The organism is Paraburkholderia sp. SEWSISQ10-3 4 (assembly GCF_030464785.1).
Taxonomy (GTDB): domain Bacteria; phylum Pseudomonadota; class Gammaproteobacteria; order Burkholderiales; family Burkholderiaceae; genus Paraburkholderia; species Paraburkholderia aspalathi.
On record NZ_JALPRI010000001.1, the window covers coordinates 233,919 to 250,204 of the forward strand.

The 16,286-nt window shown below is 60.5% G+C and carries 17 protein-coding genes; 12 read left to right on the plus strand and 5 right to left on the minus strand.

Features of this window, described 5'->3' with window-relative positions; genetic code table 11:
- Positions 1 to 40 precede the first annotated feature (40 nt).
- Positions 41 to 514, plus strand: coding sequence for an Lrp/AsnC family transcriptional regulator (locus M0D68_RS01030; RefSeq protein WP_054035587.1), 474 nt, complete (start codon positions 41 to 43; stop codon positions 512 to 514).
- Positions 515 to 534: 20 nt separating this feature from the next.
- Here M0D68_RS01030 and M0D68_RS01035 read toward each other — a convergent pair whose 3' ends face one another.
- Positions 535 to 693, minus strand: a complete 159-nt coding sequence (locus tag M0D68_RS01035) for a hypothetical protein (protein WP_167378482.1) — start codon at positions 691 to 693, stop codon at positions 535 to 537.
- A 69-nt stretch (positions 694 to 762) separates the two neighbouring features.
- The gene (locus tag M0D68_RS01040) at positions 763 to 1,662 is read right to left on the minus strand and encodes a phosphorylase (protein ID WP_266223546.1); all 900 of its coding nucleotides are present in this window, start codon (positions 1,660 to 1,662) and stop codon (positions 763 to 765) included.
- A 141-nt stretch (positions 1,663 to 1,803) separates the two neighbouring features.
- On the opposite strand from M0D68_RS01040, the gene M0D68_RS01045 reads away from it, so the two are divergent.
- The 4 genes from M0D68_RS01045 (at position 1,804) to otsA (ending at position 7,179) form a co-directional block, all read left to right on the plus strand.
- Positions 1,804 to 1,968, plus strand: coding sequence for an FmdB family zinc ribbon protein (locus M0D68_RS01045; protein WP_093642035.1), 165 nt, complete (start codon positions 1,804 to 1,806; stop codon positions 1,966 to 1,968).
- A gap of 10 nt (positions 1,969 to 1,978) precedes the next feature.
- Positions 1,979 to 3,268: an MFS transporter gene (locus tag M0D68_RS01050; protein WP_266223547.1), complete on the plus strand. Its 1,290-nt coding sequence runs from the start codon at positions 1,979 to 1,981 to the stop codon at positions 3,266 to 3,268.
- Entirely contained in the window at positions 3,265 to 5,025 is a 1,761-nt protein-coding gene (locus M0D68_RS01055; RefSeq protein ID WP_211700258.1) for a winged helix-turn-helix domain-containing protein, read from the plus strand. The genes M0D68_RS01050 and M0D68_RS01055 overlap by 4 nt, the downstream gene beginning before the upstream one ends.
- Positions 5,026 to 5,763: 738 nt before the next feature.
- The gene (gene otsA, locus M0D68_RS01060) at positions 5,764 to 7,179 is read left to right on the plus strand and encodes an alpha,alpha-trehalose-phosphate synthase (UDP-forming) (RefSeq protein ID WP_266223548.1); all 1,416 of its coding nucleotides are present in this window, start codon (positions 5,764 to 5,766) and stop codon (positions 7,177 to 7,179) included.
- Between the two features lie 58 nt (positions 7,180 to 7,237).
- Here the strand turns inward: otsA and M0D68_RS01065 are convergent, their stop codons facing one another.
- Together M0D68_RS01065 and M0D68_RS01070 are read right to left on the minus strand one after the other, a co-directional pair.
- A complete protein-coding gene (locus M0D68_RS01065; RefSeq protein WP_266223549.1) occupies positions 7,238 to 8,383 on the minus strand; it encodes an alpha-hydroxy acid oxidase in 1,146 nt (381 codons plus the stop codon).
- A gap of 87 nt (positions 8,384 to 8,470) precedes the next feature.
- Positions 8,471 to 9,706 (minus strand): YbfB/YjiJ family MFS transporter, encoded by a 1,236-nt coding sequence (locus M0D68_RS01070; protein ID WP_266223550.1) that lies wholly within the window; start codon positions 9,704 to 9,706, stop codon positions 8,471 to 8,473.
- Between the two features lie 257 nt (positions 9,707 to 9,963).
- On the opposite strand from M0D68_RS01070, the gene M0D68_RS01075 reads away from it, so the two are divergent.
- From M0D68_RS01075 to M0D68_RS01085, 3 genes are all read left to right on the plus strand, one after another.
- Complete coding sequence (locus tag M0D68_RS01075) at positions 9,964 to 10,629, plus strand: nitroreductase (protein ID WP_266223551.1); 666 nt, start codon at positions 9,964 to 9,966, stop codon at positions 10,627 to 10,629.
- A gap of 127 nt (positions 10,630 to 10,756) precedes the next feature.
- Positions 10,757 to 11,236, plus strand: coding sequence for a hypothetical protein (locus M0D68_RS01080; protein ID WP_154562377.1), 480 nt, complete (start codon positions 10,757 to 10,759; stop codon positions 11,234 to 11,236).
- Between the two features lie 12 nt (positions 11,237 to 11,248).
- Positions 11,249 to 12,094 (plus strand): hypothetical protein, encoded by an 846-nt coding sequence (locus M0D68_RS01085; protein ID WP_266223552.1) that lies wholly within the window; start codon positions 11,249 to 11,251, stop codon positions 12,092 to 12,094.
- Here M0D68_RS01085 and M0D68_RS01090 read toward each other — a convergent pair.
- Positions 12,091 to 12,789, minus strand: coding sequence for a 4'-phosphopantetheinyl transferase superfamily protein (locus tag M0D68_RS01090; protein ID WP_266223553.1), 699 nt, complete (start codon positions 12,787 to 12,789; stop codon positions 12,091 to 12,093). The genes M0D68_RS01085 and M0D68_RS01090 overlap by 4 nt on opposite strands.
- 231 nt (positions 12,790 to 13,020) lie before the next feature.
- Here M0D68_RS01090 and M0D68_RS01095 point away from each other — a divergent pair, with 231 nt between their 5' ends.
- From M0D68_RS01095 to M0D68_RS01110, 4 genes are all read left to right on the plus strand, one after another.
- Entirely contained in the window at positions 13,021 to 14,004 is a 984-nt protein-coding gene (locus M0D68_RS01095) for an NADPH:quinone reductase (protein WP_266223554.1), read from the plus strand.
- Positions 14,005 to 14,026: 22 nt separating this feature from the next.
- The gene (locus tag M0D68_RS01100) at positions 14,027 to 14,839 is read left to right on the plus strand and encodes an AraC family transcriptional regulator (protein ID WP_093642003.1); all 813 of its coding nucleotides are present in this window, start codon (positions 14,027 to 14,029) and stop codon (positions 14,837 to 14,839) included.
- A gap of 260 nt (positions 14,840 to 15,099) precedes the next feature.
- The gene (locus M0D68_RS01105; RefSeq protein ID WP_266223555.1) at positions 15,100 to 15,732 is read left to right on the plus strand and encodes an alanyl-tRNA editing protein; all 633 of its coding nucleotides are present in this window, start codon (positions 15,100 to 15,102) and stop codon (positions 15,730 to 15,732) included.
- Between the two features lie 67 nt (positions 15,733 to 15,799).
- Positions 15,800 to 16,273 (plus strand): RidA family protein, encoded by a 474-nt coding sequence (locus M0D68_RS01110; RefSeq protein ID WP_211705970.1) that lies wholly within the window; start codon positions 15,800 to 15,802, stop codon positions 16,271 to 16,273.
- Positions 16,274 to 16,286 lie beyond the last annotated feature (13 nt).

Genomic DNA, 16,286 nt, shown 5'->3' on the forward strand with positions numbered 1-16,286 from the left:
GTTAGAATGGCATTTATCTGAATAAACTTCCGAGAATGCCGTGACCACCCGAAATCGCCCACTGGACAACCAGGATCGGAAGATCATGCGCGAATTGCAGAAGAACGCGCGCCTGAGCAACGCCGAACTCGCCGAGCTGGTCGGCATGTCGACCACGGCCTGCTGGAATCGCACGCGTCAGTTGGAGACGGAGGGATACATCCGCGGCTACGTCGCGTTGCTCGATCAGCAGAAGCTCGGTTTCGCCGACGTGGTGCTGCTCGAAGTCACGCTCGACCGTCACGACGACGACGCCCTCGCCCGCTTCGGCGCCGAACTGGCGACCTTGAGCGAAGTGCTGGAGGCGTATCTGGTGTCAGGCGATTACGACTACCTGGTCAAAGTCGCAGTCGACGGGACGGCGGGCTACGAGCGGTTTCTGCGCGAGAAGCTCTATAAAATCGCGGGCATTCGCCATAGCCGCTCGATGTTTGCCCTCCGCTGCATGAAGAGCATTCCGTCGATTGCGATCTAGCAGACGTCACGTTGCGCTATTCAGTGCTTATGGTGCAGCCAGTCCTTGATCGGATGTGCGTGCAGCCAGCGGGCGACCGGTTGGTCGTTGTGCTCCCGCCTGTAACGTATCGCGGTAAATATCACGATGCATAGCACCACCACGATTCCCACTACAAAACTGGTCATCGACTCGGTCATGGCAACCTCCTTTGAGGTCAGAACCATGCCTATATTTTAGGTGACCAGAGAAATCGCGCCTGGCCGTTCTCATTCGTCTGCAGGGACCGCGACTCGCTGCAGCACGGTCATCGGGCCGAGCCTCTTGATGACGTCCATCTGCGCCGCGTCTCGCACGAAGAGCGATCCCGCGAACCCCAGCGCATTCACCGAAATTCCCTCGACACGTTCCGAAGACCTAGGCACAAGCAGTATCCATCGAGGCGCGACAAGCAGGTTGTACGGCGCCGAAGTGTGCAACTCGCCATTCACCTCGATCGCGCGCAGGCCAATCGCTCCGAGCAACGCGTGATAGCAATCGAATGCGGCCTGTGCAGCGTGCCTTAGGTCAGCAGACGCCAGCTCCAGATGGGCGAACGCGTGCCTGAAAGGCAGACCGGGTACCGTGCCATCAATCGCATCGTCCATGCACGCGGACTCGAGAACGGACTCAATAGGGACCGACGGACCTGACTCTCCAAGCGGCAGCGGCACGATCTGCAGATGCTTATGGAGTTGACTCGCGCCGGCCTCCGCGCCGCCGTTGTAGAAACCCAGACCGTCGTACTCAGCCATGCACGCAACCAACGCGGCAAAGTCCGCCAGGTCGAGCAGCGCTTCCTGCGATTTGAAGCTGCGGGTGACGATCAGAAGATGATGGTCGATGACGTTGAACTTGTTGAGCAAGGCAAGGTGAGTGCCCGAGATATCGGCCACAAAAAGGTCCGGGTCATAAGGAAGGAACGGATTGAATGTCCCTGCGTCGGGCTTAGGCGCCTGTCGGGCTTCATCCTTGCGAGTGAGGCTCGATACCTGGCGGACAAGAAAACGTACGCCGCCTTCTTCAATCACCGCCTGAGAGGTCTCGATCGGTCGCAGCGCACCACAGCGCAGCGCATGCTCAGTCTGGCGCAGGATGGCCGGCCACAGGGTGCCGGACTGAATTTGCATATCGAACCTCGCTCTGCGCACTGGCTACGATGAGACGCATGACTGCGCATTTGCTGCACTAGAATTAATTTTCAGACTACCAGAAAGCGCTGGCGAGCCGTAGCTGGTCAACGCAGTTGGGAATCGTGTTGGAGAAGCGCAATGCCGACGTACCAATATCGTTGCGAGAAATGTGGCGAGTTGTTCGAACACGCTGAACATCTCGCGGAACATGAGGTCGCCCATCCGCGATGCCCGAAATGCGGAAGCGAGACGTGTCAGCACGTACCGACACCATTTGTCGCCAAGACGTCGAGAAAGAGCTGAGACCTGCTCCTTGAGCCCCCGTCAACGCTGGATGATTTTCGTTGCGAGCACAGGCGGCGCGCTCGAGGTATTCGATTACGCCGTCTATGGATTTTTCGCACAAAGCATTGGCCGCGAATTCTTCCCGGCACGAATAGGCCTGCCCGCAGAAACACTGTCGTTCGCGGTCCTGGCTGCCGGTTCCATGTCGAGGCTCGTGGGCGGCATCTTCCTCGGCCGGCTAGGCGACAAGTACGGCCGGCGCATTGTGTTCACCTCGTCGGCAATGGTCGCTGCTGTGTCGACCTTGTTCATCGCAATACTTCCTTCATACGAATCGCTGGGCGTTGCCGCGCCAATGCTCCTGGTTCTGCTGCGAATCACACAAGGTTTGTGCCTGGGCGGTGAATTGCCGGGCGCAGTTATCTATGCTGTTGAAACAGAGCACGCGAAACCCGGAATCTTATGCGGCATGGTGTTTCTCGCTGTCAATATCGCGCTCATGCTTGCCATCAGCATCAATCTCGGCGTGCAGATGATTTTCACTTCGGATCAGGTCCGTGCATTCGGTTGGCGGATCGGTTTTCTGGTTGGCGGTCTCCTAGGTCTGCTGAGTTTCGTTGTGCGGCGTACGTTGGCGGAAACCGACGAATATGCGCGGGGAGTGAGCGCCCGGCACCGCGAGCCGCTCGCTGTTCTGTTCCGCAAGCATGCCGCGTCAGTGCTGACGGGCGTCGCCGCGGCGTCACTGGTGGGGGCGTCCAGTGGTCTCTTCGTGGCGCACATGCCAGCCTACCTTCAGACGCTGCACTATGACCCGCGGAAGATTGCGAGCGCCCAGTTCCTGTATGTGGCCGCCATCTCGGGCTGCATCCTCGTCACGGCCTACTTCGGGGAGCTGCTGTCGCGACGTTATGTCTTCATGTCGGGTGCGGTACTGTCGGCTCTGTTCGCTCCTTTCTTTTACGTTGCGGTGACCCGGCATCAGGTCAGCTTGCCCCTGCTGTTTCTGATGGCCGGTGTCGTCGCTTCGTTTGCAAATGGAACCTACGCGTGTGCGATTGCGGAGATGTTTCCCGTCGACGTGCGATTCAGCGGCCTCGCCACCGCCATGAATGTCGGTCTCGCCGCACCGATGGCAATAGCGCCGCTCGCCGCAAGCATTCTTGCATCCACAACAAACTGGACATTTTCACCTGCGCTTGTCGTGGTGCTTTGCGCGACATTCGCATTCGTTGCGTCGTTCCGAATGAAGCGTCACCGCGAGGAGGCTGTAAGCGTCAAGATGGGCAATGAGTCGCTGTTTCAGGAGCGCAAATGAATCCTCAGGAGTTCGTCAGGATCGGAGACACCGAACTCGATATCCAGCGCTACGAATTGCGTCGGGCTGGACAGCAGATTCCTCTTGAGCGCCTGCCGATGGAGTTGCTGATCCTGATGGCGTCCCGCGATGGACAACTCGTAACGCGCGCAGACATCGTCAGGGCGCTATGGGGCGGTAACGCTTTCCGCGAAACGGACAACAGCATTAACACAGCAATTAGAAAAATCCGGATCGCACTAGATGAAAATCCCGACCACCCATTGCATCTGACTACAGTCAAGGGGAAGGGGTATCGGCTAAACGGCACGAGGACGTTCTCCGAGGAGCCTTTGCAAATTCCCGCGGAAGCGGTTCGCGTGCTGGTTTTGCCCTTCGAAAACAACACCGGCGACTCAAGCGAGGACAGTCTCTGCGACGCGCTTGCGGACGAGACCTCCGCGAACATCGGGGTGCTCAATCCCGAGCGGATTCTCGTCATTGCCAGGACAACGGCCGCCCGCTACCGGCGGGTGAATAAAAGCATCGCGGAGATCGCGCACGAACTGTCAGTCGACTATGTGCTCGAAGGTTCGCTAACACGGGACGGAGGAAGGGTTCGCATCCTGGCGCATCTGATCCGCTGTGTCGATCAGGTGCAGATCTGGAGCCGTGCACATGAGCCGATGACGCGCGGCGCACTGGATATCCAGAAAGAGGTCGGAACCGCCCTTGCTCAAGAAGTCTCGCCGGCGCTCGCGCAACAGCAGCAACACATGCTCGCAAGACGTCTGCCGGTCGATCCGATGGCGCACGATGCCTACCTGCGTGGCCGATACTACTGGACTCGGCGCGTTCATTTCGATGCGGGATTCGCCGCGCATCATGCGTTAAATGACGAGGACTTCATTCGCGCGCGGAGCTACTTCGAAAGTGCTGTCGATCGCGACCCGACTTACGCGCTCGGCTATGTCGGCTTGTCGAATATCTTCGGATCGACCGCCACGCATGGGTTCTACGCGCCGTCGCACGGCTACCCCAAAGCGCGCGAATCGGCACTTCGCGCCCTCGCGCTCGACGCAAATCTTCCGGAGGCTCACCAGGCGCTTGCCGGTGTGCACTACTTCTACGACTGGGATTGGCAGCGCGCGGAAGCCGAGTTTCTGAAGGCATTGCGGCTCAACCCGAGCCATGCGGAAACCAGCCGCCTGTACGGACGGCTTCTACTGGTGCTCGGGCGAGAAGCGGAGGGACGAGCGCAGTTCGAGCTCGCCGAAAGTGTGGACCCACTGGGATTCGAAGGTTCGCGCGTATTCGGGCTCATACAGTCGGGCAGATACGAGGAGGTGATCCGCGAGTATCTCAACAGCGGGCACGGGAATAGATCGCCGTTGATCTACCAGTTGCTGGCTACTGCATTCGAAGTCCAGGGGCTATACGAAGAGGCGATCGAAGCGACCGTCGATGCATTGACACGGTGCAACGAGTTTGCCCGGGCGGCGTCCATTCGAGCGATCTGGGACTCGGGCGGCTATCAGAAGGTTCTGCAGTGGTATCTGCAGGATCTACAGACAAGGAGCCGAAAGCGCTATACATCGCCGCTCCTGTTTGCGGAATTGTACGCACGCCTCGCACAGGCAGACGAGATGTTTCACTGGCTTGAGGTCGCGGTTGCCGAGCGCTCGCCACGTTTATGTGAACTGCGCACTAACCCATGGTTCCAGCACTATCGGTCGACAGGACGGTTCCGGAAAGTCGAAAAGCAGGTTGGTTACTGATCGGGTGGTCGTCGCAAAGCCCGGAAGTAATCAATGCAGTGGCTTGTCGACTGGGTCCCGCTGAGCCTCCACACGCACCGTCATACGTTGCGTGTATTACGCTCCTTCGACGTGAAGGCCCTCTTGGGACGCAGGGTGCCGGTTCGTCATTTGCCGCGGTAGAACTCGCTCCGCAAGCGGCTTTGTTCTCCGCTTTGCTGTGCACGAATGAGATCCTGGTAAACCTGTTGCCGCGAGAGCGTCGCTGTGGATCCTGATTCGCCTGTCGACGCGCTGACTGTGCCGCCGACGTCCTGAGCCGCAGGTGGTGTTGCAGACTGCACCGGGTTGTCTTGCGCCCACACTTGTCCAAGAGAGAGGGAGGCGGCGCATATCGCCACGAGTCGAAGTGTTTTCATGTTGACTGACTCCAGCAAGGTAATGCGGACACGGTCAACACACGAACAGACGGTTGGCCGCAATGGCGTTTCGAACGACTTCGCACGCGGCGTCTCGTTCGTAGCGCTTGCCTCATGTTGCGGTCGGACTGCAGAAATCACTATCGAGGCAATATGAAGAAATCGTTAACTTGCACGGGCCCACGCACACGCGTGGCGGTAGGAGCAAAGCGTGCCGGCGAAGCGCAGTCGTAAGCATGTGCTGAGGACATAGTAAACTGCGTCAATCAGGAAGTGATCCTTGTCCGGCACGGCTGGCCGCGCCGGATATCGCAAATGGAAGCAACAACACAAGGACCTCATGAGCCGTCTCGTCGTCGTTTCAAATCGCACTGCCGATCCTCGCAAGCCTGCAGCCGGCGGACTCGCCGTAGCTGTACGAGAAAGCCTGCAGCAAACCGGCGGCCTCTGGTTCGGCTGGAACGGCAAGATCCGCGAAGCCGCGGATGGCACGCAATCCGGCCAGGGGGAAGTTCATGTCCAAACGGCCGGCAACGTCACGCTCGCGACGCTCGATCTGAGCCGCGAGGATCACGACACGTATTACCTCGGTTACTCCAACGATGTCTTGTGGCCGGTATTCCACTACCGGCTGGACCTGGCCAATTTCGACACGCGATTCGCCGCGGGCTATCGGAGGGTCAACCAGTTATTCGCGCAGAAGCTGCTGCCGCTCCTCAAACCGGACGACCTCATCTGGGTTCACGATTACCAGTTGATCCCGCTCGCGGCCGAGTTGCGCGCCATGGGATGCACCAACCGCATTGGCTTCTTCCTGCATATTCCGATGCCGCCGCCGCTGATCATGGCCGCGATTCCGGAACACGAATGGCTGATGCGTTCACTCTTCGCATACGATCTGGTGGGCTTCCAGAGCGAAGCCGACCTGACGCATTTTTCTCACTACGTCGAATCGGAAGCGCACGCGGAACGCTTGAGTCCAGATCGCCTTCGAGCATTCAATCGAACGCTGCGGGTCGGCGCCTATCCGATCGGTATCGACGTCGACGATTTCAAGCGTCTTGCCGATTCGAAGGAAGGGCGCGACATGTTCGTCCGGATGCGCGACGAGTATTCGCGGCGGCGTTTGCTGGTAGGCGTCGACCGGCTGGACTACTCGAAGGGGTTGCCGCAACGCGTGCATGCTTTCCGCGAACTGCTGACCTACTACCCGGAAAACCGCGATAGCGCGACGCTGATCCAGATCGCGTCCCCTAGCCGCGAGGACGTCGGTGCCTACGACAATCTGCGGCGGCAGATGGATAGCTTGTGTGGCGCGATCAATGGCGACTTTGGTGAACTGGACTGGATGCCGGTGCGCTACATTCATCGGAACGTGGCCCGTAAGCGCCTGCCGGGTCTTTTTCGCGCGAGTCGAGTGGCGCTCGTCACACCGTTGCGGGACGGCATGAATCTGGTCGCAAAGGAATTCATCGCCGCACAGGACGCTTCGGACCCGGGCATGCTGGTGCTCTCGCGTTTTGCCGGAGCCGCCGAGCAATTGAAGGAAGCGCTGCTGGTCAATCCCTACGACACGCAAGGCACGGCGCAGGCCATTCAGCGGGCGCTAACCATGTCGCTCGACGAGCGGATCAACCGGCATGAAGCGCTGCTTAACCGCATCCGCAAGTTCGATGTGCACTGGTGGAGTTCGACGTTTCTGCAGGCGCTGGAAGACTGCGAGCCGAATGAAGTGACGGCGAACGGCACCAGCTGAACATCTGGCTGAACGGCATCAACCTCCAGACGCCAGGCGTCGCGCGTGGCGTCTATCATCACCGCCTGTCAGGCAGCAGGATCCGCTCGTCCACCTGACGGATGTCCGTGTGGCCGCAAAAGGCCATGGTGATGTCCAGTTCCTTCTGGATGATCTGCAGGCACTTGGTAACACCCTCCTCGCCCATTGCACCCAGCCCATAAAGGAAACTGCGGCCAATCAGCGTGCCTTTCGCACCGAGCGCAACGGCCTTCAGCACATCCTGTCCGGTGCGAATGCCGCCATCCATCCACACTTCAATGCGCGAGCCGACCTCGCGTGCGATCTCGGGAAGCGCCGAGATCGAAGAAGGCGCGCCGTCGAGTTGTCGGCCGCCATGGTTGGAGACGATCAACGCATCAGCGCCGCTGTCCGCGGCAAGGCGCGCATCTTCGACATCCATGATGCCTTTCAGAATGAGCTTGCCGCCCCACATCTTCTTGACCCACTCGACGTCTGCCCAGCTCAGCGCCGGATCGAACTGCTCGGCGGTCCACGAGCTCAGGGACGACAGATCGCCCACGCCCTTCGCATGACCGACGATGTTGCCGAACGTACGCCGCTTGGTGCCGAGCATGCCGAGGCACCAGCGCGGCTTGGTCGCGAGATTGATGAGGTTCGCCGGGGTCAATTTGGGCGGCGCCGACAACCCGTTCTTGATGTCCTTGTGGCGTTGGCCGAGGATCTGCAGGTCCAGCGTCAGCATCAAGGCGCTGCACCGTGCCGCTCGAGCGCGCTCGATCAGCCGCATGATGAAGTCGCGGTCGCGCATCATGTAAAGCTGGAACCAGAACGGTTGAGTGGTCTGGGCGGCCACGTCCTCGATCGAGCAGATGCTCATCGTCGACAAAGTGAACGGCACGCCAAACTTCTCCGCCGCGCGCGCCGCCAGGATTTCACCGTCGGCATGCTGCATGCCGGTCAACCCCGTCGGTGCGAGCGCCACGGGCATGGCGGCCGTCTGACCGATCATTTCCGTGCGCGTGCTGCGGCCCGCCATGTTGACCGCCACACGCTGGCGCAACTTCAGGCGTTGGAAGTCGCTTTCATTGGCACGGTAGGTACTTTCGGTCCACGAGCCGCTGTCGGCGTAGTCGTAGAACATGCGCGGCACACGCCGCTCGGCAAGCACGCGTAAATCTTCTATGCAGGTGATGACAGGCACGGTTTCTCTCAGCGCAGGGAACAAGCGATGAGTGTACGTGCTTAAGACAGTCGTCCGGTACTCCGGGAATACCTGGGGATCATTCAGTCAGGCTCTGCGTAACGGCTTCTGGCAAGCCGCCAGCAGCGCGCCGGCTGCGAGCAGCAAGGCGGAATAGACCAGCCCACGGGCGAGACCCGCGCCATCCGAGACCCAGCCGATAATCATCGGCCCGACGATCTGTCCGAACGCGAACACGATCGTGAATGCGCTAATGCCCTTGCCCCAGTGGCTCGCCGGCAGATTGTGGCGCACGAAAGCCGTGGTCGATGCAACGGCCGAGAGAAACGTCGCGCCGAACAGCACGCCGGAGACAAACGCGACCCACGGTTGCGTGAACAACGCGGGCAACAGCGTCGCCACGGCGAGCAACGCGTTGAGTATGGCGAGCGCGTGACCGCCGCGCATGCGGTCGAGCAGACTGGACCACAAGCGTGCCGACACGACCGTCGCCACGCCAAGCAACAGGTAGAAGCCCGTCACCACCGCCGCGCTCATGCCCGCGTTGCGGAGCAGTGCGACGATGAACGTCATGTAGCCGATATAGCCGACGCCGAACAATCCGTAGCCCGCCAGTGCGGGGCTGAAACGCGGCCAACGTGGTGCGTCGGCGGTATTGGAAGCATCCGCGGTCGAGGACCGGGTTGTGTGCACGCTTTCGATTTTTCTAGCGGCGCCGATGGCAATCGCGGAGAACGCCGCGCACGCGACGGCCAGTGCGAACCAGGCGAACTGCCAGCCATGCACGACGTTGAAAATCGTCAATGGCACCAGCACCGACGAAGCGACGATGCCCCACCCCGTCCCGCCGTAATACAGGCCGAGCACAAGCCCTGCATCGTGCGGTCTCGCCGACGCCAGTCGCGCCGCCAGCACGCCGCCGCTGACGAAAACCGCCGCACTGCTCACGCCGGTGATCACGCGCAGCACGAGTAGCGAATGCGTGTCGTCCAGCAAACCGCTAATGGCCATCAGCAACGCAGTGGCCACGCAGCCCGCGCCGAACAATACGCCGGCCGACCAGCGGCGTGCGAGCCGCGGATAAGCCAGCGCGCCCAGCAGATAGCCCAGCGCGTTGGCGGTATTCATCGCGCCGGCTTGAGCGAAGCTCCAGCCGAGGTCGAGTTTCATCGACGGCAACAGCAACGCGTAAGCGAAGCGCGCGAGGCCCAGCGCGATCGCGCTGCCTAACGACAGGCCGGCGGCCAGCATCAAGGTGGGGAAGCGCTGCGCCGCTTCGGTGGGCGTGGCGGTCGATGCGGCGTCGAGAGATTTTGTTGGCATTGGCTAGCGTGGGTAGACAAGGATGCGGCAGGCTTGCTGCGGCATTTCGCCATCATATCTGGGGGCGCTCTGTTCGGCTGACGGTTAGTTGCGGATCAGACGCCCGACGCACGGCTGCAAGGCCTTCCGGCCGTGCGCGTCCAGTGCCAAGCCTCGGTTAATGCCCTGTCCAATTCATTTTCTAAATGCGAATGATTTGCATTTACATGAAAATTGGCTCATTATTCGGTCCATGCCATCAGACGAATACCGAAATCATGATCACAGCCGACCTCAGCCGCCCCGAAACCAAAAGCAAACGCACAGCCGCCGCGACGCCTGACACGGCCGCTGGGTCGAAGGCAGCGGCCGCGCTTGAAGTGCTGCTGTCGCGCCAGTCCCACTGGCCGCTCACCGAGCCGGCCCCGGCCGACGCCGAGCTCGATCTGATCTTCGATGCCGCCTTGCGCGCGCCCGATCACGGCAATTTGCGGCCGTGGCGCTTCGTCACGATCCGCGGCGACGCACGCGGCCCGCTCGGCGACGTGCTGGTCGACCTCGCCTGCGCCCGTTCGCCGGGCGAGCCGCGCTCCGCGCATGCGCATCGGCGGCAGAAGGCCTACGCGGCGCCGATCGTGATCGCGCTCGGCGCGGCAGTTTCGTCCCAATCGAGCGTGCCCGAGACCGAGCAATTGCTGGCGGTCGGCGCGGCCACGATGAACATGCTGAATGCGATCCACGCGCTCGGCTACGGCGGCTTCTGGGCTACGGGCGCCGACAGCTATGAGCCGCAATTGCACGACGCGCTGGGTTTCGCGCCGAATGAGCGATTGCTCGGCTTCCTCTTTGTCGGCACGCCAAAGAACGCCGGCCAAGCAACGGCACGCCCAGCACGCAGCGAACACGTGCGTGAATGGCTGCCGCCGCAGCCGGCTAAAAATTGAAGCAAGCATCTGGCGCAAGCACTGCGTCACCGCCTATCCGTCGCGAGCGACAAGCGCTGGCCTGCGACGTGGCCTCCTCCGATCAGGCCGGCGCGACTCATTGGATCGTGTCCATTCAGGAGCCTCGATGAACTTCCGCTCTCAATACAGCAGCCGTCCCGAACTGGTCGACGATCACGTCACGGATTCCACCGACGCGCCCGATCGCACGGTCCTCAGCGCCGTGCGCACCTGGCTGCGGCCGGCATGTGAAACCGTGCGCGGCGGAGTGCATTGGCGCGACATCCTGATCGGCGTGGGCTTGCGGCAAGACGGCATTGAACATTTCGATCTGCTGATGCGTTCGCTGATGCACGTGTCCTATCGTCCGCTCGACATGCGATGCCGCTGCGCCAGCGATCTCGGCAAGGACGAAGCCGTGATCCTGCAAACCATCGCGCTGCTGCAAAAGACGCACAGCGGCGCTGCGTTGCGCATGCTGAGCGAATGGCTGCCGGCGCCGGCCGTGAGTGGCGTGTTGAAGCTGATCCGCTGGTTCGCCATCGATCTGCTCGACGCCGGTGTCGAACTCGACGTGCAAGCGCGCCGCGTCACCTATATGCATTGAGGACCCGAGCGTATGCCGTCGGAACTCGCTTATCTCGCGCCCTCGCGTGTGCGTGACAGCATCGACTCGCAGGCGACGAATAGCGCTAATACGTTGCAAGCCGATCACCCTGCTTCACTGGTTCAACCTGCTCGAACCGCACACGCGATCGTCAGCGCGGCCGCGCCGCAATTCGTCTCGCATCCGCTAACGCGCCACTATCCGCAGCGCGTCGCCGCGCTACGCGCGGGTGAATTGCATATGTGGCGATTCCGCTGCGAATGGCTGCCGGTGCCGGTGCAGGAAGGCGAAACGTGGATTTCGAAGGGAGAGCGCGAACGCGCAAAGCTTCACCCGAACTCGGCGCTACGCAAACGCTTTATCAGCGCACGCGTGGTAACGCGCTGGATCGTCGCGAATCTGTTCGACTGCGAGCCGCATGAGGTTGATCTGCAAGACGACGGGAACGAGAAACTGCGCGCGCGAAATCCGCACGACGGTCGGGGCATCACGATTGATATCGCTTACGCCGGTATTTGGATCGTGATCGGCATTGCGTCGACAACACTTGGTCTTAGCGTCGTCGTCCCTTCGCCTGGCGCTGCGCTTGACGAGGCTCAGGAAAACTCACGTCAACGCGCGCGTTACGGCAGCTTGTGCAATGCGTTGCGCTATGCGCCTGTCGATGTCGATCTGGATCTGCTCTCGAGCAACACCGCATCCTGTGCGTTCGATCTTGCCGAACATGGCCGCTGGCATGTGCTCGATCTGCCGATGTCGGGCAAGATTCGCGCAGCGGTTGCAATCGCCCAGCCAGTCACGCAGGTGCATGCGGTTGGATGGCCGAAGGCGTTGGTGTTTGGCGAACGAAAAGTTTAGCCGGCGAACGTTTTCGTCGACCAAGCCACACATGCTGCGTAGGCTTCAGGCGCTGCGATCCAGCACGCGGCGATCTCGCGCATGTCATCCGGAATCTCATTGCGTAGCGTCACCTCGGCGCTGTCACGCGGCAGCACTGTCAGATGCTGCAAGCCACGCGTGATGCCCACGCCCGTCGTTTTGACGAGCGATTCTTTGGCGACCCATGCGTCGTAAAACGCGGCGTGCTGCTCTTCCACGTCGAGGTTGTCGATCCACGCCGCTTCGCTCGCGTCGAGCGTCAATGTCACGATCGAATGCCAATCGAAGCTGTCGCTGCGATGTTCGATATCAACACCGACATGCCGCTTAGGCGACATCGCGATGAGCCCATGCGAGCCTGCATGCGATACGTTGAAGTCGAGCGCATTGGAATCGGCTAGATGCGGGCGATGGTTTGCATCTAGCGTGAACCGGACGGCCTGTGTCGCAAGCCCGAGATACTGCGCGAGTTGCTCCCGTAGCACCACACGCACGGAAGCGAAACGCAGCGCATCTTCATGGCGGTGAAATTTGCCGGCTCGCGCGCGTTCGTCGTCGCTGAGTACGGCGAAGGCGGCATCCTCTAACGATGCCTCGAAAGCGAAATCAACCCGCCACAACGAAACGTCAGACGGGCCGTCATGCGGCAAGGGAACAGGTTCGATTGAAGACATCGCGAAGGTTCGAACGCAAGTGGTAAGGTCGTAAGGAAATATTCGCGACTCTACCCGATATGACGATCGAATCGGCTCTATCTCCTGCCCCGTCGGTGTGTATAGTCAATTTTTTACAAGCGCATTCGGATGGAATGGATCAGAGTATTGGTCACATTGCGCTAAGAAGCTCGGCTGGGACACGCCGGTTTGCGGGCGCTCTTCACTAAACCAGTCTGGAGGTTGCAAGACATGAAGGCCGCACACTATGCCTCAAAAGGCTCCGCTCGAGACGTTCTGGTGGTTGACGAGCAGCCTGATCCGGCCCCTGAAGCGGGCGAAGTCCTGGTGCGCATCGCGCACTCAGGCGTGAACCCTTCGGACGTTAAATCGCGCTCGGGCCTCACCAGCCCCGCCATGGATTTTCAGCGCGTTATTCCGCACAGCGATGGAGCCGGCGTCGTCGAGGCAGTGGGGGAAGGCGTGTCGAAACAGTGGATCGGACAGCGAGTCTGGACGATCAACGGCCAGTGGCAGCGGCCATTCGGTACCGCATCCGAATTGATCGCGTTGCCCGAAAGCCAGGTTGCTCGGCTTCCCGACAATGTGTCGACCGAGACGGGCGCCTCACTCGGAATTCCGCTTCTGACGGCCTGGTACGCGGTGCATGTTTGCGGAGAACTTCTCGGCAAGACGGTTCTTGTCTACGGCGCCACGGGCGCGGTAGGCGGCTACGCCGTGCAATTGGCCGCGCTCTCGGGCGCCAGAGTGATTGGCGTGGCCGGCAGCCGGGAGAAGTGCGAGCTCGCTTCTCGCCTAGGCGCCGAGTGGGTCATCAATCGCAACGAGCAGGACGTGGTGGCTTCAGTACGTGAGGTCACCGCGAGCAAAGGTGTGGACGCCATCATCGAAGTCGACGCCGCAGCCAATGCCAGCAAATATGGCGAACTGCTGAAGTTTGGCGGTGACGTGATCATCTATGGTTCGGGGGCTGCATTGATCGAGGTCCCCTTCAGATCGATGATTGTTGGCTTCGCGAATCTGCGATTCTTTATCGTGTATAAATTGCCCGTTGAGGTAAGGAAAGCCGCCATCGATGTGCTCACCCCGTTGCTGGAACGCGGGGCGCTGCAACATCCTCAGGTCGAGGTTTTTCCTTTGTCGGAAATCGCGAAGGCCCACGAACGTGTCGAGTCGGGCGCGACTGCCAAGATCCTCGTCGATACGCGCAGATAGGCGAACACCGCAGGAGGCCCTGATGAAGGATCGCGTCGAGTACAAACGCAGCAAGGAGATTCCAGGTCTCGTGCTGAGCGAGGCGCGCTTCTCCGAATTCCGCTTCGATCGGCACTACCATCTGGATTACCACATCGCGCTGGTGACCGAAGGTGTTCAGCGGCAGGGATTCCATGGCGAAACGCTGCTACTGACGCCGGGCAGCATCCAGTTAATGCCACCCGGCGAAGTACATGACGGCAACAGCGCTGGGGACGAGTCGTACACACTCAAGACATTTCGCCTCTCACCCGAGTTACTGAACGGACTCGGTGAGGAAATCTCGGCGCAGAATCGTTTCCCTGCACTGGGTGGAGCGGTCCTTCAGGATTCGTCGCTTGCCGGTCATCTGTCGCGATTGCACGATGCACTGCGAGCGGCTCGGGCGGGTTCCGAGCCCCTGGCAGAACAGTCTGAATGGCTGACGCTACTTGACCGCCTGTTCGTCCAGACACGCATGGTCAAACCGCAGTTTGTCAAAGGCACACTCACCTCGGTGCAGTGGCGGCGCATCAAAGAGTATTGCGATGTCCACCTCGCCGAAAAAATCACGCTCGAAGAGCTTGCGGCCCTCTGCAACCTCGAGCGCTTCCATTTCCTCAAGCTTTTCAAGCAAACAGTCGGCATGACGCCACACGCCTGGGTCGTACGACTGAGGCTGGAGCGCGCGTGCTCTTTGCTGAGTCACACTGACCACGGTCTGTCGCGGGTGGCTAACGAGGTCGGCTTTTACGATCATAGCCACTTCAGTCGTGCGTTCCGGCAAGCCTTTGGTGTATCGCCGTCGAAGTATTGACAGAGCCGATCGCGGCGGACCGCGCAGCCCAAGCGCCGCACCCTCCATCACTCCCGCACCACTCGGACGAAGCTGCGTCAACGCAACGTTGACGCGGCACTAACGTCACGCTGCGCGTCCCGCGGACGACTGAACCCCACAAGCGAAAACCCTCAACTTTTTACAAGCGGGGCAGGCGCACGTCCTTTAACTTTGAGTCATGCGGAAAGTACGTTGTCTTTCCTGATGGTCGCACTGTACGAATCGCCCTGGAACACGAAATGACGAAACTCAGATACTACGACAGCGACGAACTGACGATGAACACGCAGGTACTCGACTGCTCGCCCGCCGACGATGGCAAGTTCCGTGTGACGCTGGCCGAGACCCTGTTCCATCCGCAAGGTGGAGGTCAGCTCTCAGACCAAGGGACTATCGCTGGCGTAAGAATCGAGCGCGTGATTCACGAGGGCGACAAGGTGATTCACATCGCCGACCAGGAAGTCGCCGTCGGCGATGCACTGATTGAAGTATCGCCTGAGATCCGCATGCTGCACGCACGACTCCACTCTGCCGGCCACCTGATTTCCGGCGTCGTGGAGCAGATGGGGTGGTACGCGAGCAAAGGTCACCACTGGCCCGGTGAAGGACGAGTCGTTTTTGAGCCACGCGACAACCCGCAGCCGCTGACTGTCGAGGGCGTGGAACAGACCGTCAACCAGCTCATCGCGGATGATGTGCCGCGCCATCTGGCCGTAAAGGATGGCATCAGGTCGGTGTGCTTCGGTGACCAGCCGATGCATGGCTGTGGCGGCACGCACGTCAGCTCCGCTGGACAGATCGGCCGTATCAGGATCCTGAAGATCAAAGAGAAGAAAGGACAGCTCTCGATCCAGTACGACATCGAATCCTGATTCCCCAAATTTCACTTGTGCCGTGTGCGTCACGCGCCGGCACCTATTTCATACTCAAGGAGATCTCATGAACCGCGCTGAACTGGATGCCCGTCTCGCAGAACTCGGCATCGAACTGCAACCGCCGAAGGCGGCGATCGCCAACTATGTACCCACCGTTCTGGCAGATAGCTTCCTGCACATTTCCGGACAGGTCGCCTTCAAGGACGGCAAGCCGTTTGCGCTCGGCCAGGTCGGCCAAGAAGTGAGTATCGAGCAGGCGAAAGAAGCCGCACGGTTGAGCGGCATGGCGATTTTGTCGCAACTTCGTTCGCAACTGACGGACGACCTGAGCGTGATCCGCGTCTGCTCCGTGACAGGCTACGTACACGCAGCCACGGAATTTACGGAGCACCCGGAAGTCATCAACGGCGCCTCGGAGGTCCTCGTTGAAGTCCTCGGTGAAAAGGGAAGGCACAGCCGCGCCGCCGTAGGCGTATCGAGCCTGCCGTTTCGTTGCCCGGTTGAGGTTTCCGCTGTCATCCAGCTCGGCAAACGATAACGCCTTTCACAAA

Bases quoted from the DNA above. Each gene is read 5' to 3' on its own strand.
- M0D68_RS01105 (WP_266223555.1), top strand. From the start codon at position 15,100: ATGACGAAACTCAGATACTACGACAGCGACGAACTGACGATGAACACG.
- M0D68_RS01035 (WP_167378482.1), bottom strand. From the start codon at position 693: ATGACCGAGTCGATGACCAGTTTTGTAGTGGGAATCGTGGTGGTGCTA.
- M0D68_RS01110 (WP_211705970.1), top strand. From the start codon at position 15,800: ATGAACCGCGCTGAACTGGATGCCCGTCTCGCAGAACTCGGCATCGAA.
- M0D68_RS01075 (WP_266223551.1), top strand. From the start codon at position 9,964: ATGATCACAGCCGACCTCAGCCGCCCCGAAACCAAAAGCAAACGCACA.
- M0D68_RS01045 (WP_093642035.1), top strand. From the start codon at position 1,804: ATGCCGACGTACCAATATCGTTGCGAGAAATGTGGCGAGTTGTTCGAA.
- M0D68_RS01055 (WP_211700258.1), top strand. From the start codon at position 3,265: ATGAATCCTCAGGAGTTCGTCAGGATCGGAGACACCGAACTCGATATC.
- M0D68_RS01040 (WP_266223546.1), bottom strand. From the start codon at position 1,662: ATGCAAATTCAGTCCGGCACCCTGTGGCCGGCCATCCTGCGCCAGACT.
- M0D68_RS01095 (WP_266223554.1), top strand. From the start codon at position 13,021: ATGAAGGCCGCACACTATGCCTCAAAAGGCTCCGCTCGAGACGTTCTG.
- otsA (WP_266223548.1), top strand. From the start codon at position 5,764: ATGAGCCGTCTCGTCGTCGTTTCAAATCGCACTGCCGATCCTCGCAAG.
- M0D68_RS01085 (WP_266223552.1), top strand. From the start codon at position 11,249: ATGCCGTCGGAACTCGCTTATCTCGCGCCCTCGCGTGTGCGTGACAGC.
- M0D68_RS01070 (WP_266223550.1), bottom strand. From the start codon at position 9,706: ATGCCAACAAAATCTCTCGACGCCGCATCGACCGCCACGCCCACCGAA.
- M0D68_RS01080 (WP_154562377.1), top strand. From the start codon at position 10,757: ATGAACTTCCGCTCTCAATACAGCAGCCGTCCCGAACTGGTCGACGAT.
- M0D68_RS01100 (WP_093642003.1), top strand. From the start codon at position 14,027: ATGAAGGATCGCGTCGAGTACAAACGCAGCAAGGAGATTCCAGGTCTC.
- M0D68_RS01090 (WP_266223553.1), bottom strand. From the start codon at position 12,789: ATGTCTTCAATCGAACCTGTTCCCTTGCCGCATGACGGCCCGTCTGAC.